This window comes from Halovenus carboxidivorans (assembly GCF_009831575.1).
GTDB lineage: Archaea > Halobacteriota > Halobacteria > Halobacteriales > Haloarculaceae > Halovenus > Halovenus carboxidivorans.
The window spans coordinates 223,963-244,213 of record NZ_WUUT01000005.1 but is presented as its reverse complement, the minus strand read 5'-3'; the positions used below and the strand labels follow the sequence as shown (position 1 = coordinate 244,213).

Here is a 20,251-nt window from a genome sequence, read left to right as displayed (position 1 = left end):
CTCAGTCACTCTTCGGCGTCGTCTGCTTCGCTTTCGCTCTCGTCCTCAGTCTCGTTGTCGTCGCCCCCGTCGACCTCGCTCTGGTCGTCGTTCCTCTCGTCAGTTTCACCGTCCTCTGTCTCGCTCTCGGCTTCGTCGTCACTCTGATCCGGTTCCCCGGCTTCGCCCTCGTCAGTCCCGTCTTCCGCGCCCTCGTGCTCGTCGTCCTCGGAAGTGTCTCTTTCCTCCTCTGCGGGCTCGTCGGCCCCCTCTGTGGGCACGGGGCCGGTGCCGATCACCTCGCGGACGGCAGTCTCGAACTCCTGTCGGGTGGCGAAGTACTGTTTGTCGACCGATTCGAGTACGTCACCGAGGGTCTGCGGTCCGTCGGGGGTCCGGATCACTGTCTCGCCCTCGCGCTCGCGGACCGCGCTCTTTTCGATGCCCCACATGAGCCGCGCCGAGACGCGGGCGAGCGGGGCACCCTCGACGACCTGCCCTGTGCCCAGTGTCACCGCCGGCTCCTCGCTGTCCTCGTCGTCTGCCATGTTCGGCCCTTCAGGTGGACAGCGATTATGACTTTCGGCTCGGTGTCGTCTGACGGCCGTCTGACGGGTACCTTTGTAGCTGGTCGAACAACACGGCGGTATGACCAGCCTCTCGGACGTGTACGAGGGCGGGATCAACACCGTCGCGGACCCGCGCCAGCGCCGGCTCGGCATGGCTCTGTTCGCCGTCGGTGCGGCGATGGTGGTCGGTGCGATTCCCGTCGCGACGACGGAGCTGTCGGCGGTGTTGGGCCTGGATCTCTTCGCCGCCCGCGAGGTCGCGGGAATACTCGCCGGCCTCGGAATCCCCGCAGTGTTCGTCGGCCTGTTCGTCGTCGTCCCCGCGAGCGACCGGACCCGGGCCGTGGCCGCGCTCGGCGCGAGTCTGGCGGTCCTCGGCGTCCTCCTGTTCGGGCAGGCGTACCCGTATCGCTGGCTCGCGAACGACCCGCAGGTTGCGCTGGTGACGACCGCGGTCTACACCTTCGGGACGCTGCTGACGCTGTGGGCGCTTTTCATCAGTGTCGCCACGTTCAACCGACGCATCGATCCGGGCGGAACCGCCAGAATCGAACTCACCGAGGAGGGGAACGTCCGGGTCATCTCCGCCGGCCGGGATGGTGGCACGGGAAGCGTCGGGCTGTTCGGGGGGGAACCCGACGGCTCCGTCCCGACACAGACCAACGCCACCACGACTCCCGAACCAGCGAGCGACGGTAGCGGAGCCGTCAGCGACGACGCGCTCGTCGACGACGAGATTTTCGAGGCCGCACAGTCCCGCGGCATGCCCGACGAGTACTGCGGGAACTGCGACCACTTCAAGTACGTCCGCGTCGACGGCGAACTCGTCCCGTACTGCGGGTTTCACGCGGAGCGGCTGAACGATATGGACGCCTGCGAGCAGTGGGAGGAGAACAACTGAAAACCAGTCTTTTATGTGATCCGGACGGCATATCCGGTGACATGGAATTCTGTGACGAGTGCGGCTCTATGATGAAAACAGAGAACGGTTCGTGGATCTGCAACAGTTGTGGCTACGAGAAGGAGCGTGACGAGAACGACGAGGAGCAGATGGTGACGACGTCGGGCCAGGAGGAGACGGAAGTGGTCGATCTGAGCGAGGCCGAAGACCAGGGCCGACCGAAAACGACCGCGCAGTGTCCCGAGTGTGACAACGACGAGGCGTACTGGTACATGCAGCAGATCCGTGCGGCCGACGAGAGCGAGACACGGTTTTTTGTCTGTACGGAATGTGAACACAAATGGCGAGAAGATGACCACTGATTAGGCGGCCACTGAGCCGGTGAGGTGGATTCTCGCGCTGGTATCAATGAGCTCGAATCGTCCCGATCCGGTCGTCCCGCAGGCCGCGTTCGACGACGCGGGGTTCTCTCTGGCGGAGCAGCGGACAGAGCGGCTGTTCGAGTTGGCTGCTGCCCGTATCGACGGAGAGACGTTTCGCTACGAGGACGACCGCTCGCGGACGGCACTGGCCGCGGCGACCGACGAGACGGTAGACCACCCAGTTCGGTTCGTTGCGATCACCCGGCTCCGGTTCCAGCCGTCGCTACCGCCCGGCGTCTCGCTGTCGGCGTTCGCCTCGACGGTCCGACGAGAGGCCCGGTCGTCGTTTGCCGACCGCCTCGAACGGCGAGGGCTGACCGAGATCAGAGAGGGGCGACGGGACCGACTCCGGGTCGGCAGGCGCGGTCGCGCACGCGTTCGGACGTTCAGAGCGACAGACCCGCTTCCCGAGGTCGACGGGCGCTCGCTCGCGCTGAGTTTTCGGTTGACGGTGTTGACCCACCGCCGACGGGGAGTGATTGTCACCGCGGGGTTTCCGTCGGCACCGCTGGCCGATCAGTTCGGGATTGCCGACGCAGCGGACCCGCTCACGCGGACCGCCGAGGAGTACGAATCCGAGTTCCGCCAGTTACTGGACGCGATCTACCAGCGGCTCACAGCGTAGGATTCCGGGCGAACGTCAGATAGCCCGTGTGACCGACACCGGCCGTCGAGGGTCGGGTCCCCCGGTCGCCAACGTCCATCTCCCGCTGGATCGTCTCTAAGCTCTCGACACCGTCGAGGCCGGCCTCGCGTGCGGTTTTGACGACCTCGCTGGTCGCTTCGACGAACGGCGAGTAGACCGCGAGAAAGCCCCCCGGACTGAGCAGTTCGGACGCGTGTGCGACGACGGCCGGGGCGTCCTCGGTATCCAGGGTCAGCAGGTCGAACTCCCCACCTAGTTCGTCGAGGTGCTCGGTCACGTCGCCGGTTCGCACCTCGACAGCGTTGGCGACGGAACCGAGCGCCATGTTCTCCCGGGCCACTTCGGCGAACTCCGGATCCTGCTCGTAGGTGACCACGTCGGCACCGGCGCGGCCGAGCGAGGCCGCGAGCACACCCGTTCCGGTTCCGGCGTCGAGGACGCGGTCGCCCTGTTTGACACCGGTATGGCCCATCACGAGGCCGATGTCCCGGGGCATCATCGGCGCGCCGGTCCGCTCGAAGTGATGGAAGAGATCCGGGCCGCGCAACTCTCGCGCGACGAAGGCCGTCCCCAGATGCGTCTCGACGGTATCGCCCGCCTCGACGTTCTCGGGTACTTCGAGAATCCCCAGATCCGTCTCCAAGGTCGCACCCGGTTCGAGCAGGTACTCCCTGCCCTCACCGACGAAGAGATACGCCACGACTCACTCCGAGAGTCGTTCGATCGCGTCCAGCGGCATCCCGCCGGTCGCTTCCAGCGCCTCCTCCGCCTCGGCCTCGCTGACACCGGCACGGTCGGCGACCGTCTCGATGTCTTCCTGTGGAATCCCGTCGTCGGACTCGTCGTCTTCGGTCGTCGACACGTCCCCCTCCTCAGTTCGCGGACTGCCGACGACGTTGTACGTCTCCTGGCCCTGGGCGTCCATTCGCTGGACATCCGGGTTATCGAAGACGAGCGTCTCCTCACTCGTCTTGATAATTACTTCCTCGGCATCGAGTTCGTCGATGTCGATGCCCATCTGCTTCATCATTTGCTGCATCTTACGCGAGTCGAGTCCGCCACCGCCTCCTCCAAACATACCTCTCTCTTTTCGCCACGCAATAAAAAGATCTGCGTTGCTGATCGGAACCGCCCCGGCTCACACCTCGGCGGTATCCTCTCTGGCTCGGTCACCGAACGCCGCGTTGCCGTCCGTGATCCCGATCAGGTCATCCCCTTGTCCTGCAGTTCGCGGGCGATGATGTTCTTCTGGATCTCGGTGGTGCCCTCGTAGATCTGGGTGATCTTGGCGTCGCGGTAGAACCGCTCGACGTCGAAGTCGTCGACGTAGCCGGCCCCGCCGTGGATCTGCAGCGCCTCGTTGGCCACGTCGACGGCGACGCGGGAGCCGTATTCTTTGGCCATCGACGCCAACTGCGTCAGGTTCACGTCGGAGTCGTTCTCGACGGCCCAGGCGGATTTCAGCGTCAGCAGGTGTGCGGCCTCGATTTTCGTGAACATGTCCGAGAGTTTGTGCTGGATCGCCTGGAACTCCCCGATCGGTTGGCCGAACTGCTCTCGCTCGTCCGCATACTGCAGGGCGCGCTCGGCGGCCCCGCGCGCAATCCCCACGCCTTGAGCGGCGACGCCAGTCCGCGTCTCGTCGAAGAACTGCATCTGCTGGAGGAAGCCAGCGCCCCGCGTGCCGACCAGATTCTCCTCGGGCACGCGCACGTCGTCGAAGATCAACTCGGCCGTATCGGAGGCGCGGATCCCCATCTTCCCGGTGATCTTCTCCGCCTCGAAACCGTCGCGGTCGGTCTCGATGACGATCTGACTGAAGCCGTTGTACCGACCCTGGGCGTCGGGATCGGTCTCGCACAGCGCGACCACGAAATCAGCCACCGTGCCGTTGGTGATCCACATCTTGTTGCCGTTGATAACCCACTCGTCGCCGTCTTTCTCGGCGCTGGTCGAAATCGAGGACACGTCAGAGCCGGCGTGTGGTTCGCTGATCGCCGCGCCGGAGATTTTCTCGCCGCGGGCGACCGGTTCGAGGTACTTCTCTTTCTGCTCTTCCGTGCCGAACTCCATGATATTCTCCGTGCCGAACGATGTCGACATCACACAGAGTGCGAGTCCGGGGTCGGCGGCGAACAGTTCCTCGGCGATGAGCATGTTCTCGACGGTCGAGTAGCCGGCACCGCCGTACTCGACGGGGATCTGCGAGCCAGTCAGTCCCATCTTCGCCGCCTCGTCGATCACGTCGTGGGGATACTTCTCCTCGCGGTCGTACTCCGACGCCACCGGCTTGATCTCGTTCTCCGCGAACTTGCGCACTTCCTCCTGGATCTGTTTTTGCTCCTCGGTGAGTCCGAACTCCATACCCTCGTGTAAGGGCTGAGGTATATAGGTGTTGTGTCACGATACCACGATACTCGTGGACATCCCACTATCGCTCGGCGAGCACCGCGGCAACGACCAGCAGATGGGCGACTCCGCCTATGGCCGCCAGCGCACGCCCGAGCGTCCGAATCAGAGGTAACCCGGCCAACAGCCCAGTTACCTCAACGACCAGACCGCCGGCTAACAGACAGAGCGCGACCAGGGCGGTCCGGTCGTTGATCAGCGCCGTGGTACTGACCCCCGGCGGGTAGAACTGGTAACTGACTCCGACGATCGTCAGCCCGAGCAACCCGAGCACATTGAGCCGAGCGTGTGCCGCAATCCGCGCGCCCGTCACACCGTCGAGTGCGAACGTTATCCCGAGTCCGACGGCCAGCAGGCCCGCACCGGCACCGCCGAGGACACCGTAGAAGCCGATTCGATCCCGCTTCGAGCGCCTGTAGAGGGCCACTACCGCGAGGGCGTAGCCGACGACAGCTACTGCTTGCAGGGCCGCTCCGACTGCGAACAGACCGCCGGCCGGAAGGGAGACTGCGATCACGGCCGGTCCGAGCGCGCCCGCCGTGAGGACGACCAGCGCGAACCGGTGATCGATGGTCGTCACGAGAAACCGCGGGAGTAGGCGAAAGCCGACCGCAAACAGGAGCAGGACGGCCCCGCCCGCCCCGAGGAGGTGTACAGTCCGCGGTACGTAGCCGTCGACGAGGACCGGGAGTTCGCTCTCGACCGCCAGCAGTCCGTAGGTCCCGACCAGCAGATAGGCGAACGCGACCGGGACGAACGGGTTCGCGGTTCGGTCCAGCGGCACCCGGTGACTCGACGCGTCGCCGGTCCCGGTCTCGGAACCAGCGATGTTGTCGCGGATACTCGCGCCGAGGGTGCCGACGAACACCCCGACGGCGAGCGTCCACGCCACCGCACCCGCCAGACGCAGCGACGGATTCGCGGTTTCGATCCCGACGGCGAGTAGCATCGGTCCCAGATTCCCGAGGAGGAAGTGAACCGGCAGCAGTCGGGTCGTCACGAGCGAGCGGTCGAAGTAGCTCGGAACCAGCGAGTACGCCTTCCCGAACACCGTCTGGAAGACGAACCCGAGCAGGCCGACCACGACTCCCGTCCGGTGTGTTCCGCCCGCGAGGACGAGTATCTGCCAGACCGCGAGCCAGAGGGCGCCGGCGAAGACGAACCGCCGCGCCCAGCGGGAGATCCGTTCGGCGGTCGTCACGACCGGGACCGACGACCGCGCCGCTGTTCAGTCTTCTCCCGGACACGTTCCCGTCTCTGTAGTAGCCGCTTCGAGCCGACCTGGTCCGTCGCTACCGGTCGCGTCGACCTGCGCCTCGGAAGAAACGCTAGCATCGGTCGCAGTGGCGCTATCGCCCTCGTGGGCGGTTCGTCGCTGTCGGATCTTGGCGGTGTGGACGCTCTCTGTCGAGTCGTCGACGATGAGCACTTCGCCGGTGTCACTCGGCAACCGCCCCTCGATTGCGTCGGTCATGTAGGTCGGCTGTGCGGTCTGCAACGCCTCGACGTCGGCCTCGGCGGTCAGTCTGTGCGAGAGCAGGATATCCGACTGCGAGAGCGCGACCGGCGGGACGACGCTCGGCCGCTGTGTCGCCAACACGAGGCTCACTCCGGGTGCGCGCCCGCGCGTGAGGATCGTTTCAAGCGCTGGCTGTGCGACGCCGTCGAAGAACGCGTGCGCCTCGTCGACCAGAAGCCACGGAAGCCGCCGAATCTCCCCGCGAACACGGGCCTGATACAGCGACTCGGCGACACCTCGAACGACGGCGTTCATCGGTTCGTCCGCGAGCCCCGAGAGGTTCAGTACGCTCACTTCCGGTCCGGCGAGCGCCTCGGCGTCCAGTCCACCGGCGGCGTCGAACACGTCCCAGTTGTCCGCCATCCTGAGGTGGTTGATCGCGGCCCGTTTGTCGCCCCGCTCGGCGTCGGTGTTACGGATCAGATCACACATTCCATCGAGAGTAGAGCCCTCCTGTGCGGACTGCCAGACCAGTGACCCGGCTCCGCTCTGTGGCGGGAGCCCGACGAGCGCACACCAGGATTGCGGTGTGAGCGAATTCGGGGTCACTGTCGGCTGTGCTCGGACATCTGCGGGAATCTCCGGCTCTGTCGCCCCGAACCCCTCGAATGCACCCATCGGATCGACGACCACCGGGGCCAGCGGCTCCGCGGTAGCGAGTTCTTCGGCGATGACGCCGAGCGTGTAGGATTTGCCGTACCCTCGCTTGCCGACGACGACCGCCGCGTGCGGGCCGTCGAGATCCAGATACAGCGTCGCGCCGGAACTGCCGTCCAGCGCCCGAAAACGGCCGAGTGTTCCGACTGGTTTCTCACCGAGTTGCTCCCGGCCGCGGCCGATGATAAACTGCATACGCCGGGTGGTTCGTCGTCGTATTTGAATCCGGGGATCAGACCTTGATGTGATCGGCAATCTGCTCGCGGATGATCGAATCACAGTAGACACAGCGGATGCCGTCCTCGAGCACGTCGAACTGCGAGTGGATCGGTTCGTTCTCGTTGGTGATACAGTGGGCGTTCGGGCAGTCCAGCACGCCGGTGACAGAGTCGGGACGTTCGACGCGGTGTTTCTCGACCACGTCGTACCCCCGGATGATGTTGATGGTCGCGGCCGGCGCGATCAGCGAGAGCACGTCCAGTTCGGACTGGCTCAGTTCCCGGTCCTCGACCTTGACGACATCTTTCCGGCCGAGCCGATCCGAGGGGACGTTCATCCCGATGGAGACGGTCTCGCCGCGGCTCCCGTCGATGTCTAAGATTGCGAGGACGTTCAGCGCCTGTCCGCCCGTGATGTGGTCGATCACCGTCCCGTTCTCGATTTTGCTGACACGGAGCTGTTGGTCTGTCATTGTTCACCTCCCAGGAGTAGATCGAGCAGCGCCATCCGAACCGGGACGCCGTTGTGTGCCTGCTCGAAGTAGGTCGCGTACTCGGTCTCGTCGATGTCGTGTGCAATCTCGTCGACGCGGGGCAGCGGATGCATCACCGTCAGTGAGTCCTGTGCGGCCTCCAGTGTCTCGGCGTCGATCTGGTACTCGCCGGCGACCTCGCGGTACTCACTCTCGTCGGGGAACCGCTCTTTCTGGATGCGCGTCACGTACAGCACGTCGAGCGAGGGCAGAATCTCCGCCAGTTCGGTGTGCTCTTTGATGGACGACCCCTGCTCGTGGAGATCGTACCGGACGTTACGCGGCAGTTTCAGGCTCTCCGGACTGATGAAGTGCTGTCGGGTCTCGAAGTTCGTCAGCGCGTACGCGAGCGAGTGGACCGTCCGGCCGTACTTCAGATCGCCCATGATCCCGATTGTCAGGTCGTCAAGCCCGGCGTTTTCTCGGATCGTGTACAGATCCAGCAGGGTCTGGGTCGGGTGCTGGCCGGCCCCGTCGCCGCCGTTGATCAGCGGCACGTCGACGAACTCGCTTGCCATCTGTGCCGATCCCTCGCTGGGGTGGCGCAGCACGAGCGCGTCGGCGTAGCCTTCGACGACCCGCACCGTATCGGCCAGGCTCTCGCCTTTCTGGACGCTCGAGGAGTCGACCGGGCCCATATCGACGATATCACCGCCGAGTCGCTTGATCGCCGCGGAGAAACTCATCTTGGTCCGCGTGCTCGGCTCGAAAAACATCAAGCCGAGCAGCGCGCCCTCGTGGCGGTCGGCGTAGGCCGCGGGGTCGGCCGCGATCTCGCTGGCGCGGTCCAGTACGGCCTCGATATCCTCCCGCGAGAGCTGTTTAGCGCTCGTAATGTGATCGTGACGCATCGGTCGCATTGGGGACCCGGATCCTCTTGAATCCCCCGAACCGTTCTGACCGCTCCCGTGCCCGGCAGACGCTCGCCCAGAACGAATATATGATCGGGGGGCCTACGAACAGAATCCCGATGAGCAGTGGCCCGTACGACTTCTGGCTGCTCGACCTCGACGGCACGTTGATCGATGTCGAACAGCAGTATATCTACGACGTGATGAACACCGTCGGGAGACGGTTCGGACGCAGTTTCAGCGAGTGGGAAGCGGAGATGCTGTGGTACGGTCCGAGCCAGTCCCGAGCGACGATTATGGACCGCCACGAGATCGACCCGGAGCAGTTCTGGCAGGCCTTCCACGAGGTCGAACAGCCCGAGAAACGGGCGGCCGCGTCACACCTGTACTCCGACACGGAGCAGTTCATCCGCGCCATCGACGGTCCGGTCGGACTCGTCACCCACTGCCAGGAGTTCATCACCTGGCCGGTGCTCAAGTACCTCGATATCGAGGACTGGTTCGACACAATCGTCTGCTGTACCGACGAAACCGGCTGGAAACCCGACCCGGAGCCCGTCGAGTTGGCGATGGCGGATCTCGGTGTCGATTCTGACGCCGACGGCGTGTTGGTCGGTGACGACCCGAGCGATGTCGGCGCGGCCTGGAACGCCGGCCTGACCGGTGTCCACATCCAGCGTCGAGACCCGAACCGAGTCGGCCAGTGCGTGCGCGGCGACCGCCGAATCGAATCGCTCGACGCTCTCCTCACCGGCGCCTCGGTCGAGTCGGACCAGCGGCGAGCGATGGACTGATTGGTCTCTACGGGCGGCGTTTCGCTACGACCGCAGGGCAGAAACCGCGGCGTCGCGGTCAGTACTTCTGTTCCTCGGGCGCGAGATCTAACGCGTCGTAGAAGTCGCTGTCGAGGCGGTTGCGCTCGGAGAGCCAGTTCTCGAAGGTGCCTCGATCCTCGGGGTACCGCGAGTAGATATCCTCGTACGAGCGGACGTACTTTCGGGTCTCGATGACGCCGGTGACCGACTCGTACAGTTCCTCTTTGCTCACGCCGAGTTGCTCGAAGGTGTCCGAGCGGTACTCCGAGATGAGGTTCTTGATGACTCCCGCGCCGACCAGCGCCTTCGATTTCAGGTCGGCCACGTTCGTCTCTGTACCGACGATATCTCTGATTTCCTCCTCGGGCAACAGCGCGGCGACGGCCCGGAGGATGTTCACGTCGATGGTGCTGCCGGCGACGTTGTAGGCGTCCCGGGAGGCGAGCATCGCCGCCTCGCCGTGCTCGCGGTAGAGCCAGCGGTTGTGCTCCCAGAGGCCGTACTCGGAGAGATCACCGTCTTCGACGGCCATCGCGGCGGTTCGGCCCGCGGAGTAGCCGGAGAACGCGGCCCCGCGGATCCCCTTGCCGGTGATCGAGTGGGTCGTTCCCGCGGCCCCGCCGGCGGCCAGATAGCCCGGCGCGACCATCGAGTCGAGCGGCCGCCGGAGCGCAATCGCGGCCCCGAGTTTGTCCTTCTTATCGAACTTCTCGGCGACGCGTGCGCCTCGGTACTCCGGACGGTTCTGGATGTCCTGCTTGAGGCGGTCCGCGAGCGGAATCGGTTCCTTGTTCATCTGGAAACCGAGTCCGACGTTGATCTCCGTCGGCGTCCGCGGGAAGTACCAGATGTATCCCATCTCTTCGAGCGGTTTGCCGACGATGGCGTTCTCGTACTCGACGGGTTCCGGCGTCTCGATAATCTCCCGGTACGCCGAGCCGAAATGCGTGTAGTGTGGCTCCTCGAACGTCGCCGCGCCCGGCGTGTCGAGCGCCTCGAAATCGACCATCTCCTGGATGATCGACTGCGCGCCCGCCGCGTCGATCAACACGTCGCCCTCGTAGGTGACCGGCTCACCGTCACGGACGGCCTCGACGCCGGTGACCCGACCGTCCTGTGTCACGTCGTTGACGACCGTATCGAAGTGCTGGTCGACGCCCAGCGCGGCCGTCTGATCGAGCAGACGCTGGCCGAACTCGTAGCGGTCGATGACGTTGCTGTTGTCCTCGTACGGAAGCACTTTCCTGACGCCGAGTTCCTCGTCGCGCCACTCGATCTGATCGATGTTTCCGTTGATCAGCACGTCGTCGTCGTCCGCAATCGCGCCCATATCGATCGGACCGGGATACTTCTTCGAGTCCCGGGGCGCTTTCATCGCGTCGCCACAGGCGATATACCCGCCCTGTTCGCGGGGCTTGCGTTCGAGTTGGACGACAGATGCTCCCTCTGCCGCCGCAGTCGCCGCCGCAAAGCAGCCCGCGACACCACCACCAACGACGATCACCTCGTATGTTTCCTTCGCCATGGCCTGTTACCCTCTATTTGGAAATTGCGAATGTAACTCTTTGGGGTTTCTCCCCGCGGATCCCGCCCGGCCTGCCGGCGGGGTACTTTTCAGTTCAGCCCGAGTACGTCGGGCTATGTCCGCAGCCGAGATCCATCCAGACGTCGAGGCGACCGCCGAACGGATCGCCTCGATGGAGGTCAGGGGAGCGGCGGCTATCGCCGAGGCGGCCGCCGCGGGGCTGGCCACACAGGCCGAACACAGCAGCGCGGACTCGCCGGAGGCGTTCCGCCGCGAACTCCGGGCCGCCGCGCGTCGCCTCGTCGACACCAGACCGACGGCCGTGAGCCTCCCCAACGCCGTTCGGTTCGTCTTCGAGCGCACCGACGGCGACAGCGTCGCTGAACTCCGCCGGAGCACCCGGGACGGTGCGGCCGCGCTTCGCGCTCAACTCGACACCGCACAGGACGACCTCGGCGCAATCGGTGCCAACCGGCTCAGGGACGGCGATACGGTTCTCACACACTGTCACTCGACGGACGCGCTCGCGTGCATCGAAGCCGCCCGCGAGCAGGGCAAATCCCTCTCGGCAATCGTCAAGGAGACCCGACCGCGCAAGCAGGGGCACATTACCGCCCGACAGCTCCGCGAGGCCGGCGTTCCCGTGACGCTGATCGTCGACGGGGCCGCTGGCCGGTATCTCGACGACGCCGATCACGTCCTCGTCGGCGCGGATTCGATCACCGCCGACGGTTCCGTCGTCAACAAGATCGGCACTCGGTCGCTCGCGGTCAACGCCCGAGAGCGGGACACGCCGATCGTGGTCGCGGCACAGACGCTGAAGCTCGATCCGGCGACGCTGTCGGGACACACCGTCGACATCGAGCACCGCGCGGAGGCGGAAGTCATCAGCGACGACGACCGGGAGGCAATCGGAGAGATCGACGTCGCGAACCCGGCGTTCGACGTGACGCCCCCGCGGTACGTCGACGCGATTGTCACGGAGCGAGGCCAGTTTCCGCCGGAGAGTATCGTCATGCTCACCAGAGAACTGTTCGGTGAGGGTCCCGTGCGGCCGTGGGAACAGCGATGAGTCGGGTCGTCTGCGCCGGCCACGTCAACTGGGACGTGACGCTTCACGTCGACGACCTCCCCGATCCGGACGGCGAGGCGGCGATCACCCACCAGTCACAGGCCGGCGGCGGCAGCGCCTCGAACACCGCGACCGCGCTGGCCGGACTCGGGATCGACGTCTCGCTGCTGGGCAGTGTCGGCGACGACCAGTACGCCACCCTCGCCAGAGACGAACTCGACTCCGTCGGCGTGGATTGTTCGGCGCTTAAATCCGTCTCGGGGGAGACGACGGTCAAGTACATCGTCGTCGACGAGGACGGCGAGGTGTTCGTCTTCGCCAACGAAGGGGTCAACGAGGCGTACGATGCCGACGACCTCGCCGAGGAGACGCTCGCGGCGGCTGACCGGCTTCATCTCACCAGCCAAGATCCGTCGACGGCGGCCGACCTCGCCAAACGCGCCCGGAAACGCTCTATTCCGGTGAGTTTCGACCCGGGACGGCGGCTGGATACCCGGGCGTACGACGATCTCATCCGCGAGGTCGACCTCCTCTTTCTCAACGAGCGAGAGGCCGACGCTGTCGAGTCGCTGCTGGAGACGCGAGAGTTCCCGACGGTGATCAAACGCGGAAACGGCGGAGCAACCGTTCGGAGCCCGGACGGTCGAATCACCCACGAGGGGTTCGATGTCGACGCCAGCGACACGGCCGGTGCGGGCGACGCCTTCGCGGCCGGCTACCTCGCCAGCGTCCTCCGCGGACGGTCCGTCCGCGACGCCCTCGCAGATGCGAACGCCTGCGGCGCTCTCGCGGTACAGTCTCCCGGCGCGCGTGTCGATCTCTCGCTGTCTGCCGTCGAACGGTATCGCCGCGATCACTAGGGCAGCCGTGTCGCTAACTGATCGAACTGCTGTCTGAAGCGGACCTCTGCCCGGCCCTGTGCCAGTTCTCGGGCGTCGTCGAAGGCGGCCTCGAAGCCGAGCATCCGCCACAGCAGTGTCGCGAAGTAGTAGACGGCACGTCGCTGCTCGAACCCTTTCGCGGGGTCGAAGTCGAGATGCTCGCGGTAGCCATCGTATAGCTGTTTCCGAAGCCGATTTCTCGCGGCGGCATCCTGAAAGGCGGGGTCGATGAACAGAAACTCCGTCCGTGCGATGTGATACTCTGGATCCGCCGCGAGTGCGAGTTGCCAGTCGAGGACGGCAGTGATCGGTGCGGTCTCTGTCGGATCGAACAGCAGATTCGCCGGGCGGAAATCGTCGTGGACGAGCCGTGGGGGGCCGGTGCTCTCGATACAATCGATTGCGCTGTCGATGTACTCACGCGCCTGATCCTGCAGATCCGCAAACGGGGTGTCGGCCAGCCGGTCGATGTACGACTCGACCAGGTCGGTAAAAAACGCCTGCCAGTCCCAGGAGAACTCGTCGACGATCAACCGCTGGTCGTCCTCGTCCAGCGCGAGTCGACCGAACCCCTCGAAACCGATGTTCGCGTGCATGTCACCGAGCGTCCGCCCGGTGTGTGCGATCACGCGTTCGCGGGTCGGCCGGTCCAACTCCCCCATCGACGCCGCGAGATTCTCTCCCCGGATCCGCTCCGTGACGAAGTACGGCTCGACATCGAGTTCGGGGTCACGCTTGAACACCAGAATGCGCGGGACCGGTACGTCCGTCCGGTCCGCAACGTACTCGTGGAGAAACGGTTCGAGCGCGAAATCGGGGTCCCCGGCCTGGAACTTGACGACCACCTCGTAGGTCTCACCGCCGACCTTCAGCGAGACCATGAACACCTCCCCCTGGTGGCCCGCAGTCGGCCGTTCGTACGAGAAGGAGTCGTAATCCGGACCGGATTCGTCTAAAACTGCCTCGATATCGCGCTCGGGGCTCGACACAGCACGTGCTTCGAGACAACCCACAAAAAACCTACTGACCGGGGCAACCGCCCACACAGCCGGAATCCTGTACGCGATAGCAGACTCACCGTCCGACTCACCGCGGCGTCGCGGTTCCCCACTTGTCGACCGCCGTCGCCAGTTCGGGGTACTCGGCGCTGGCCGCTTCGAGGGGTCGGCCGTCCTGTGTCGCTTCGACTGCTCCCCGGAGTGCACGTGCGCCCGCACGAGTTCCGTCCGGGTGGCCGTGGATTCCACCGCCGGCCTGGATCATGATCTCCTCGCCCAGACGGTCCAGCAGTTCGGGCACCAGCCCGGGGTGTAATCCGCCCGAGGCGACCGGAAGGACATCCGAGAGACCGTGTCGGTCACTCCGCAGCCACTCGTTGATCCCGACCGTATCCTCGTTTTCGAGTTTCCCGAGGTCGGCGGTGCCGGTGTGGATGTGATCCACTCCGCAGAGCCGTGCGATCTGTGCGATGACACGCATCGAGACGCCGTGTGAGGGCACCCGGTCGAAGGCCGCGTGCATCGCTCGGTGGGCGTGAATCGCCAGCCCGTGTCGTTCACAGCGCTGTCGGACCTGTTGGACGGCGGCCCACCCTGTCGTGACCACGTCGACCATGACGAACTCACAGCCGTGTTCGGCCGCCAGGTCGACCCGTTCGAGCATCTCTCCGCCGGGGGCCGTGACGTTCAACAGGTAGCTCTTCCGTTCGCCGGTCTCGCTCTCCGCTCGGTCGCGCTGAGCCAGGCTCTCCGTCAGGCGGTCCTCGAATGGGTTGAACGACTGATCCGTGAGATTTTCGTCGTCTTTCAGCAGATCCACCCCACCGACCCACGCCTCGTATCCGACCTCGGCGTGTTGCTCGCTGGAGAGCCCGACCTTCGGCTTCGGGACGGTCGCTAGCGCCGGTCGATCTCCGGCGTCGAGAATCTCCGACTTGACCGCGCTCCCGTACTGGGGTCCGGGGAACGCATCGACGACGGCGGCTGGCCACTCGCAGTCGAGCAACCGGATTCGGTCGACGGCTTTCATCCCCATGATGTTGCCGGCGATACACGAGAGAATCTGCGGCATGCTTCCCGGCTCGAACAGCGCTTCGGGGTACGCGACCTCGACAATCCCCGCGGATTCGTCGATTTCGTAGGCCGTCGCGGAGAGATCCGTCACCGATCCCTCGACATCGAGTTCCGCCCACGTTCCGTTCGAGCTCTCGCTTGCGACCCGGCCCGCCGCGTCCGCCCAACTCATGTCCGCGGCCGGTTCTATCGAGAACCGACAGCGGAGATCCGATGCGAGGGGTTCGTACTCCCTGTCCAGAAAGTCCTCGTAACTGATTCCCATACTTCCCGTTCGCCACCGACGCTGATAAACTCGGCTCCCCCTGGGCCGACAGCTACGACGGCGTCCAGAACCGAGCCACGACGGCCGCGTCTGTGGTATCGGGGCGCCAGACGACCCACGCCTGCGTTCCCGAGTCGATCGACCGCTGGCTCTCGAAGGTGTCTCCTTTTCCGACCGGTCCCTCCCAGGGCTCTCGCTGCTCGGTCCCGTCGTGGACGTACCGGACGAGCAAATCCTCGACATCTGAGCCGGCGATCTGTTCGAGCATCAGCGTGCCGCTGTCGGTGACCGACGGCTGGAAATACACGATTGGCGGGGTAGCTCGACCGAGAGCGGTCGGATCGATCGGGTTCCACAGGTTCTCGTAGCCAGCAATCGGAAGTGCGGTCTGAAGCATCGCCGGACCCACAGCGCCCGTGACGGAGGTCCGTGCACTCACGACAGCCCCGTTCGTACTCGTCGACCACTCCGAGTCACCGAGTTCGTCCTGCTCCGACGCGGCGTAGGCATCGAGTAGCGCCGACCCGTCGGCCATGCTCGGGTCGAGATAGCTCACGGCCCGCTGGACCGCCGTCTCCATTCCGGGAGAGACACTCAGCCCGCTACCGACGATTCCGGAGACGGCGGTATCGAACGCTTCAGTTCCGGTATCGGCGCCCAGTGGGACGAGTGCGTACCCCGCAGCACGCCGCATCGGCGCCTCGTCCAGTTCTTCGACGACCGATGCGTACGACGGCGCGTTATCCGCCAGCGAGGTGCCTCCGCTACTCTGGTGATCGATCTCCGTCGTGAGAGCCGTTTCGGGTCCGGAATCGACGTTCGAGCGCGCCACCGCGATGAACGTCCCGTCCGTGACGGCGAACGCCTCGAACCCGCTCGTCTCCTCTTTGGTTACCGCATAGCGTTCGTATCCGTCCTGGGTCCCGAGGGATTCGACACCTTGCTGTGAGAGCCACTGCGTGAACGGTTCCGTCCCGAACTCCCCCTCGACGACCAGCGATTGTCCGCTCGGGACGCTCAACGCGAGTCCGCCACCCGCGATTCCCTGTGACCTGACGCGGCTTCCGGTGAACGTATCCATGTCTTCGAGCGTGAGATCCGGAATCTCCTCGTTGAGCACGCCGATCAGGCCGCCGCCGATTCCGGGAGTCACGGCAGCGAGATTGACTGCTCCGGTCAGTCCCGGGATGCGGTAGTGATAGCCCGAGAAGAACTCCGGACGGACTTGCTCCGTCGGATCGGCGATTCCGCCGAGCAGTCCGGTCCCCGGTGACTGGTCCTCCGTGTCGCTCCCGAAAAATCCGGCACAGCCGCTCAGAGCAATCCCGCTGCCGACTCCGGCAGCGCCGACCAGAAATCCGCGTCGCGTAGTCATGTATTGGAATCCATACACGTCGCCCGATGTAAACGCTTGCGGCCTGGCTATCAATCCTGAGAGAGGAGTAGAGTACCCCTGTCCAGAGATGTCTCTGCCCGGACGCGAAAAATGGGAAAAACTGGTTCGGCTGGTTACCGGAGCAGGTCGACGGTTTCGCCGGTCGTCAGGTTGTCCGGGACGTTGATCCGGGCCTCGCGGGTCGCGCCGTCCTGGGTGGTGAATCGCAGCAGTGCGGATTCACCGGGCTGCAGCGGGTTGAGGTCTCCGGAGGCGTTACCGGACCGGTCGGTGCCAGACAGACCGCCGCTGAAGTCGAAGACGAGTCGGTACCGATCCGAGGAGTCGGTAAGGACTTCGTCACTGCTATCCTCGGCGACGAGCGCTTTGATACCGAACGTGCTCCCAAGCTGTGAGTTGCCGTTACTGTTCGCCGCGAGGATCGCCGTGGTCTCCTCGCCGACGAACTCGACGGTGACTTCACTGAGGTTCAGGTCGCCGGAGCCGGAGGCCCGCTGAACCGTCAGATTCGCGTTGACGACTTCCTCGCTGGTGCTCGACACGTTTCCAGTGGCGCCGACGATTTCGATGTTGTTGGAGACCTGATCCGTGCTTTCGGTCCCGGTCTGTTCGGCCTGGGTTTGCAGGAACCCAGCAGTGTTGATCAGCACGCCCGCGGCGATGGCGGCGACCAGCACGAGTGCGATGAACACGATCAGCGTACCGATCCCGACCTGACCGCGGTCGTCCGTAATGTATCCTTTCATGATTGTCTCGTCTGCACGCAGTGGCAGACTTACTCAGCAATTCAGTGTTCTACTGTATAACCGACTCGGCCAAATTATCGATGGTGAAAATACAGTATCTCTCTTTCTCTTCTTACACTATCTAACAAAAGAAATGTATTTAAGGTTACAATGTATAGAATAACGAAAGTGGGCGGCTATTTACCGAAGTAGATCGACAGACTCGCCGCCACTAAGATTATCCGGAACGCTCAGTCTAGCCTCACGAGTCGCACCATCCTGCGTGGTGAATCGTAGTAAAGCGCTTTCCCCAGCATCGAGTGCTTTAACCCCCTCAATATCCTGTACCTCTGTGTTGGAGGTCGCATTGAAATCAAATATGAGCCTGTAGCGGTCTGATGAGTCCGTCAGAACGTTATCGTTGCTATCTTCTGCCACGAGCGGTCTGATTCCAAATCGGTCATCAACACCGCCTGCGTTACCGTTACTCTCCGCAGCGAGAATGATCGTGTCATCTTCGCCAATGAACTCAACTGACACTTCGCTAAGATTCACATCACCAGAGCCAGATGCACGCTGGACGGTGAGATTTGCAACTGTTACGTTAGACGTGGAGGAACTGACTTCACCAGTAGCGCCGACGATTTCGATGTTGTTGGAGACCTGATCCGTGCTTTCGGTCCCGGTCTGTTCGGCCTGGGTTTGCAGGAACCCAGCAGTGTTGATCAGCACACCCGCGGCGATGGCGGCGACCAGCACGAGCGCGATGAACACGATCAGCGTACCGATCCCGACCTGACCGCGGTCGTCCGTAATGTATCCTTTCATGGTTATCTCGTCTGCGCACAGTGGCAGACTTGTTGTGGTTTCTTTCCTGTTACATATAATTGTCTCGCCCAAATTATCGACAGTGAAAATTGCGTCTGTGTAGTGTTGCTAGCGTCTTGGCACCGGCGATGGACACTTTAGCTCAGTACCATAAACTTACTACACAGTTTGGGGAACTGCATAGCAGCCATCGTTGCTACGGTGTAACGCCCGGAAAATTTCTCACTATCTACCGGAGAATATCAACGGTCTCGCCGCCAGAGAGGTTGTCTGGAATGTTGATTCGTGCCTCACGGGTCGCGCCGTCCTGAGTGGTGAACCGGAGCAGTGCGGATTCACCGGGGCCGGGAGCCGTAATTCCATCTGCGTTGTCGCTGGAAGCGAGGTTGGTTTCCCCAGTGAAGTCAAAAATAAGACGATATCGGTCCGATGAGTCCGTCAGCACGTTATCGTCGGAGTCTTCGGCGACGAGGGGACGAATCGCAAACTTTTCGTTCAAGTCGTCGGCATTGGCATTGCTCGCGGCGCCAAGGATCGCTGTATCGCCCTCACCAATGTATTCGACGGTGACTTCACTAATATTCACGTCGCCAGAGCCTGAAGCTCGTTGAATTGTCAGGTTCGCGTTGTTGATAACCGACCCGTCAGTACTCACGTTCCCAGTAGCGCCGACGATTTCGATGTTGTTGGAGACCTGATCCGTGCTTTCGGTCCCGGTCTGTTCGGCCTGGGTCTGCAGGAACCCAGCGGTGTTGATCAGCACACCCGCGGCGATGGCGGCGACCAGCACGAGTGCGATGAACACGATCAGCGTACCGATCCCGACCTGACCGCGGTCGTCCGTAATGTATCCTTTCATGATTGTCTCGTCTGCACGCGGTGGCAGACTTGCTCATCAGTTCCGTGCACTCTCATATAAATTACTCTGCCAAATTATCAACGTAGAAAATGAGGTTGCCCGCCTGTACTGTTCCTTCTCAGAAGTGATACCGTAGGACCGAGGCGAAACCCTGCTGTTACGACTCGTAGGTAATGATACTGAAGATAACGAACAGAAGTCCCAGAGTCAACAGACCGCTGTTGACCATCAGTAACCACCGGGGATTGTTGAAACTGTACAGGAACGCAGAGATGAGCGTCGCCGCCGCGCCCGCTACCGCCAGGGAAAACCCGAGCGCGAGGTGCAACATCGCGCTTCGGGAAGTCTCCACGTACGCGCGCAACCCCATCCCGGCCACTGTCAGTCCAGCTGCGATGAACACCAGCGAACTCATGGCGTACACCGATTCGATTATGAGAGACACGATAGTATACAGTACCTTAGGGACGAAGTTAAATTCTCCTACCCCAGTTTAGCTGTTGATAACAGAGGATGCGCCGCCGCACACACCCGCCTGTTCTGCTCCGAGAATCTCTCCGTAAGAGCAACTATGCCCGGAGCTTCCGTCTCGGAACGCAGTGATATCTCTGGAATCATCGAAAAGAACGAGACGCAGGCGGGGACCTCAGGGGGCGTGGGGCTTACCCTTCCGAGAGGGTGCGCCAGGCTTCGTCGAGGGTGTTCGTGACCTCTGTCCGTTCCTCGATGTCGACGGTGAGTTCCTCGTCGAAGTCGATGGACACCTCGTCGACGTTTCTCCGGTACACCTTGATGCGCCGGCGGTCGTCCGAGAGGATGTTGTCGTGGAGTTCGAGCAGGTTGTGCTCTGTCAGTTCGTCGATGCGCCGGTAACACGTGGCGATCGGAATTTCGAGTTCGTCGCTTAGTTCCTGTGCCGACCGTGGTTCGTCAGTCGCGTCCAGGATCTCTGCGCTGTATTTGTTGCCCAACGTTTGCAGGAGGTCCACTGAAGACATCGGTTATCAGAATTTAAATTACGATAATCAATAAATGTACCGGCCGAGAACGGCGTTTTCTAGCTGTGAAAACACCCGGGGCGTATCAGCCGAAATGCGACACGTGAGCGG

The 20,251-nt window shown here is 63.3% G+C and carries 22 protein-coding genes and 1 pseudogene; 6 read left to right on the top strand and 17 right to left on the bottom strand.

What is annotated here, in order from left to right; all coding sequences use genetic code 11:
* Positions 1–236 precede the first annotated feature (236 nt).
* Positions 237–527: pseudogene (locus GRX03_RS13695) on the bottom strand (DUF5789 family protein); the annotation flags it as partial.
* Between the two features lie 100 nt (positions 528–627).
* Here GRX03_RS13695 and GRX03_RS13690 point away from each other — a divergent pair.
* Genes GRX03_RS13690 through GRX03_RS13680 form a run of 3 tightly spaced genes read left to right on the top strand, consistent with a single transcriptional unit; the run spans position 628 to position 2,496 of the window.
* The gene (locus GRX03_RS13690) at positions 628–1,449 is read left to right on the top strand and encodes a DUF7139 domain-containing protein (protein WP_159764771.1); all 822 of its coding nucleotides are present in this window, start codon (positions 628–630) and stop codon (positions 1,447–1,449) included.
* 41 nt (positions 1,450–1,490) lie between these two features.
* Complete coding sequence (locus tag GRX03_RS13685; protein WP_159764770.1) at positions 1,491–1,811, top strand: transcription factor S; 321 nt, start codon at positions 1,491–1,493, stop codon at positions 1,809–1,811.
* 46 nt (positions 1,812–1,857) lie between these two features.
* Positions 1,858–2,496, top strand: coding sequence for a hypothetical protein (locus GRX03_RS13680; protein WP_159764769.1), 639 nt, complete (start codon positions 1,858–1,860; stop codon positions 2,494–2,496).
* On the opposite strand, the gene GRX03_RS13675 is transcribed toward GRX03_RS13680, so the two are convergent.
* From GRX03_RS13675 to pyrB, 7 genes are all read right to left on the bottom strand, one after another.
* Positions 2,486–3,217 carry a methyltransferase domain-containing protein gene (locus GRX03_RS13675; protein ID WP_368278463.1) on the bottom strand — a complete coding sequence of 244 codons (732 nt, stop codon included), beginning with the start codon at positions 3,215–3,217 and terminating at the stop codon, positions 2,486–2,488. The genes GRX03_RS13680 and GRX03_RS13675 overlap by 11 nt on opposite strands.
* Before the next feature lie 3 nt (positions 3,218–3,220).
* Entirely contained in the window at positions 3,221–3,595 is a 375-nt protein-coding gene (locus GRX03_RS13670) for a nascent polypeptide-associated complex protein (RefSeq protein WP_159764768.1), read from the bottom strand.
* Between the two features lie 125 nt (positions 3,596–3,720).
* A complete protein-coding gene (locus GRX03_RS13665; protein ID WP_159764767.1) occupies positions 3,721–4,881 on the bottom strand; it encodes an acyl-CoA dehydrogenase family protein in 1,161 nt (386 codons plus the stop codon).
* 67 nt (positions 4,882–4,948) lie between these two features.
* Positions 4,949–6,127 (bottom strand): hypothetical protein, encoded by a 1,179-nt coding sequence (locus tag GRX03_RS13660; protein WP_201289246.1) that lies wholly within the window; start codon positions 6,125–6,127, stop codon positions 4,949–4,951.
* A gap of 27 nt (positions 6,128–6,154) precedes the next feature.
* A complete protein-coding gene (locus GRX03_RS13655) occupies positions 6,155–7,297 on the bottom strand; it encodes an ATP-binding protein (protein ID WP_233739973.1) in 1,143 nt (380 codons plus the stop codon).
* A gap of 37 nt (positions 7,298–7,334) precedes the next feature.
* Complete coding sequence (gene pyrI, locus GRX03_RS13650) at positions 7,335–7,793, bottom strand: aspartate carbamoyltransferase regulatory subunit (RefSeq protein WP_159764766.1); 459 nt, start codon at positions 7,791–7,793, stop codon at positions 7,335–7,337.
* The gene (gene pyrB, locus GRX03_RS13645; protein WP_159764765.1) at positions 7,790–8,704 is read right to left on the bottom strand and encodes an aspartate carbamoyltransferase; all 915 of its coding nucleotides are present in this window, start codon (positions 8,702–8,704) and stop codon (positions 7,790–7,792) included. The genes pyrI and pyrB overlap by 4 nt, the downstream gene beginning before the upstream one ends.
* Before the next feature lie 119 nt (positions 8,705–8,823).
* On the opposite strand from pyrB, the gene GRX03_RS13640 reads away from it, so the two are divergent.
* On the top strand, positions 8,824–9,498 hold the full coding sequence (locus tag GRX03_RS13640; protein WP_159764764.1) for an HAD family hydrolase: 675 nt from the start codon (positions 8,824–8,826) through the stop codon (positions 9,496–9,498).
* Positions 9,499–9,556: 58 nt separating this feature from the next.
* Here the strand turns inward: GRX03_RS13640 and GRX03_RS13635 are convergent, their stop codons facing one another.
* Complete coding sequence (locus GRX03_RS13635) at positions 9,557–11,044, bottom strand: FAD-binding protein (RefSeq protein WP_159764763.1); 1,488 nt, start codon at positions 11,042–11,044, stop codon at positions 9,557–9,559.
* Between the two features lie 115 nt (positions 11,045–11,159).
* Here GRX03_RS13635 and GRX03_RS13630 point away from each other — a divergent pair, with 115 nt between their 5' ends.
* A complete protein-coding gene (locus GRX03_RS13630) occupies positions 11,160–12,116 on the top strand; it encodes a ribose 1,5-bisphosphate isomerase (RefSeq protein WP_159764762.1) in 957 nt (318 codons plus the stop codon).
* Complete coding sequence (locus tag GRX03_RS13625; protein WP_159764761.1) at positions 12,113–12,976, top strand: carbohydrate kinase family protein; 864 nt, start codon at positions 12,113–12,115, stop codon at positions 12,974–12,976. Before GRX03_RS13630 ends, GRX03_RS13625 begins: the two co-directional genes overlap by 4 nt.
* Here GRX03_RS13625 and GRX03_RS13620 read toward each other — a convergent pair.
* From GRX03_RS13620 to GRX03_RS13585, 8 genes are all read right to left on the bottom strand, one after another.
* Positions 12,973–13,986 (bottom strand): phosphotransferase family protein, encoded by a 1,014-nt coding sequence (locus GRX03_RS13620; protein ID WP_368278457.1) that lies wholly within the window; start codon positions 13,984–13,986, stop codon positions 12,973–12,975. The genes GRX03_RS13625 and GRX03_RS13620 overlap by 4 nt on opposite strands.
* A 97-nt stretch (positions 13,987–14,083) precedes the next feature.
* A complete protein-coding gene (gene rbcL, locus GRX03_RS13615; RefSeq protein WP_159764760.1) occupies positions 14,084–15,334 on the bottom strand; it encodes a type III ribulose-bisphosphate carboxylase in 1,251 nt (416 codons plus the stop codon).
* Between the two features lie 52 nt (positions 15,335–15,386).
* Positions 15,387–16,709: a hypothetical protein gene (locus GRX03_RS13610; RefSeq protein ID WP_159764759.1), complete on the bottom strand. Its 1,323-nt coding sequence runs from the start codon at positions 16,707–16,709 to the stop codon at positions 15,387–15,389.
* A gap of 134 nt (positions 16,710–16,843) precedes the next feature.
* Positions 16,844–17,476, bottom strand: a complete 633-nt coding sequence (locus tag GRX03_RS13605; protein ID WP_159764758.1) for an archaellin/type IV pilin N-terminal domain-containing protein — start codon at positions 17,474–17,476, stop codon at positions 16,844–16,846.
* A gap of 180 nt (positions 17,477–17,656) precedes the next feature.
* The gene (locus GRX03_RS13600) at positions 17,657–18,283 is read right to left on the bottom strand and encodes an archaellin/type IV pilin N-terminal domain-containing protein (protein ID WP_159764757.1); all 627 of its coding nucleotides are present in this window, start codon (positions 18,281–18,283) and stop codon (positions 17,657–17,659) included.
* A 229-nt stretch (positions 18,284–18,512) separates the two neighbouring features.
* On the bottom strand, positions 18,513–19,142 hold the full coding sequence (locus GRX03_RS13595; RefSeq protein ID WP_159764756.1) for an archaellin/type IV pilin N-terminal domain-containing protein: 630 nt from the start codon (positions 19,140–19,142) through the stop codon (positions 18,513–18,515).
* Positions 19,143–19,299: 157 nt separating this feature from the next.
* Entirely contained in the window at positions 19,300–19,578 is a 279-nt protein-coding gene (locus GRX03_RS13590; protein ID WP_368278492.1) for a DUF7521 family protein, read from the bottom strand.
* Between the two features lie 226 nt (positions 19,579–19,804).
* Complete coding sequence (locus GRX03_RS13585) at positions 19,805–20,140, bottom strand: winged helix-turn-helix domain-containing protein (RefSeq protein ID WP_159764754.1); 336 nt, start codon at positions 20,138–20,140, stop codon at positions 19,805–19,807.
* Positions 20,141–20,251 lie beyond the last annotated feature (111 nt).

What these genes read in the sequence shown, in the direction of transcription:
- GRX03_RS13680 (WP_159764769.1), top strand. Translation starts at nt 1,858, where the DNA reads ATGAGCTCGAATCGTCCCGATCCGGTCGTCCCGCAGGCCGCGTTCGAC.
- GRX03_RS13690 (WP_159764771.1), top strand. Translation starts at nt 628, where the DNA reads ATGACCAGCCTCTCGGACGTGTACGAGGGCGGGATCAACACCGTCGCG.
- pyrB (WP_159764765.1), bottom strand. Translation starts at nt 8,704, where the DNA reads ATGCGTCACGATCACATTACGAGCGCTAAACAGCTCTCGCGGGAGGAT.
- GRX03_RS13600 (WP_159764757.1), bottom strand. Translation starts at nt 18,283, where the DNA reads ATGAAAGGATACATTACGGACGACCGCGGTCAGGTCGGGATCGGTACG.
- pyrI (WP_159764766.1), bottom strand. Translation starts at nt 7,793, where the DNA reads ATGACAGACCAACAGCTCCGTGTCAGCAAAATCGAGAACGGGACGGTG.
- GRX03_RS13610 (WP_159764759.1), bottom strand. Translation starts at nt 16,709, where the DNA reads ATGACTACGCGACGCGGATTTCTGGTCGGCGCTGCCGGAGTCGGCAGC.
- GRX03_RS13625 (WP_159764761.1), top strand. Translation starts at nt 12,113, where the DNA reads ATGAGTCGGGTCGTCTGCGCCGGCCACGTCAACTGGGACGTGACGCTT.
- GRX03_RS13595 (WP_159764756.1), bottom strand. Translation starts at nt 19,142, where the DNA reads ATGAAAGGATACATTACGGACGACCGCGGTCAGGTCGGGATCGGTACG.
- GRX03_RS13630 (WP_159764762.1), top strand. Translation starts at nt 11,160, where the DNA reads ATGTCCGCAGCCGAGATCCATCCAGACGTCGAGGCGACCGCCGAACGG.
- GRX03_RS13640 (WP_159764764.1), top strand. Translation starts at nt 8,824, where the DNA reads ATGAGCAGTGGCCCGTACGACTTCTGGCTGCTCGACCTCGACGGCACG.
- GRX03_RS13585 (WP_159764754.1), bottom strand. Translation starts at nt 20,140, where the DNA reads ATGTCTTCAGTGGACCTCCTGCAAACGTTGGGCAACAAATACAGCGCA.
- GRX03_RS13635 (WP_159764763.1), bottom strand. Translation starts at nt 11,044, where the DNA reads ATGGCGAAGGAAACATACGAGGTGATCGTCGTTGGTGGTGGTGTCGCG.
- GRX03_RS13685 (WP_159764770.1), top strand. Translation starts at nt 1,491, where the DNA reads ATGGAATTCTGTGACGAGTGCGGCTCTATGATGAAAACAGAGAACGGT.
- GRX03_RS13655 (WP_233739973.1), bottom strand. Translation starts at nt 7,297, where the DNA reads ATGCAGTTTATCATCGGCCGCGGCCGGGAGCAACTCGGTGAGAAACCA.
- GRX03_RS13670 (WP_159764768.1), bottom strand. Translation starts at nt 3,595, where the DNA reads ATGTTTGGAGGAGGCGGTGGCGGACTCGACTCGCGTAAGATGCAGCAA.
- rbcL (WP_159764760.1), bottom strand. Translation starts at nt 15,334, where the DNA reads ATGGGAATCAGTTACGAGGACTTTCTGGACAGGGAGTACGAACCCCTC.
- GRX03_RS13605 (WP_159764758.1), bottom strand. Translation starts at nt 17,476, where the DNA reads ATGAAAGGATACATTACGGACGACCGCGGTCAGGTCGGGATCGGTACG.
- GRX03_RS13665 (WP_159764767.1), bottom strand. Translation starts at nt 4,881, where the DNA reads ATGGAGTTCGGACTCACCGAGGAGCAAAAACAGATCCAGGAGGAAGTG.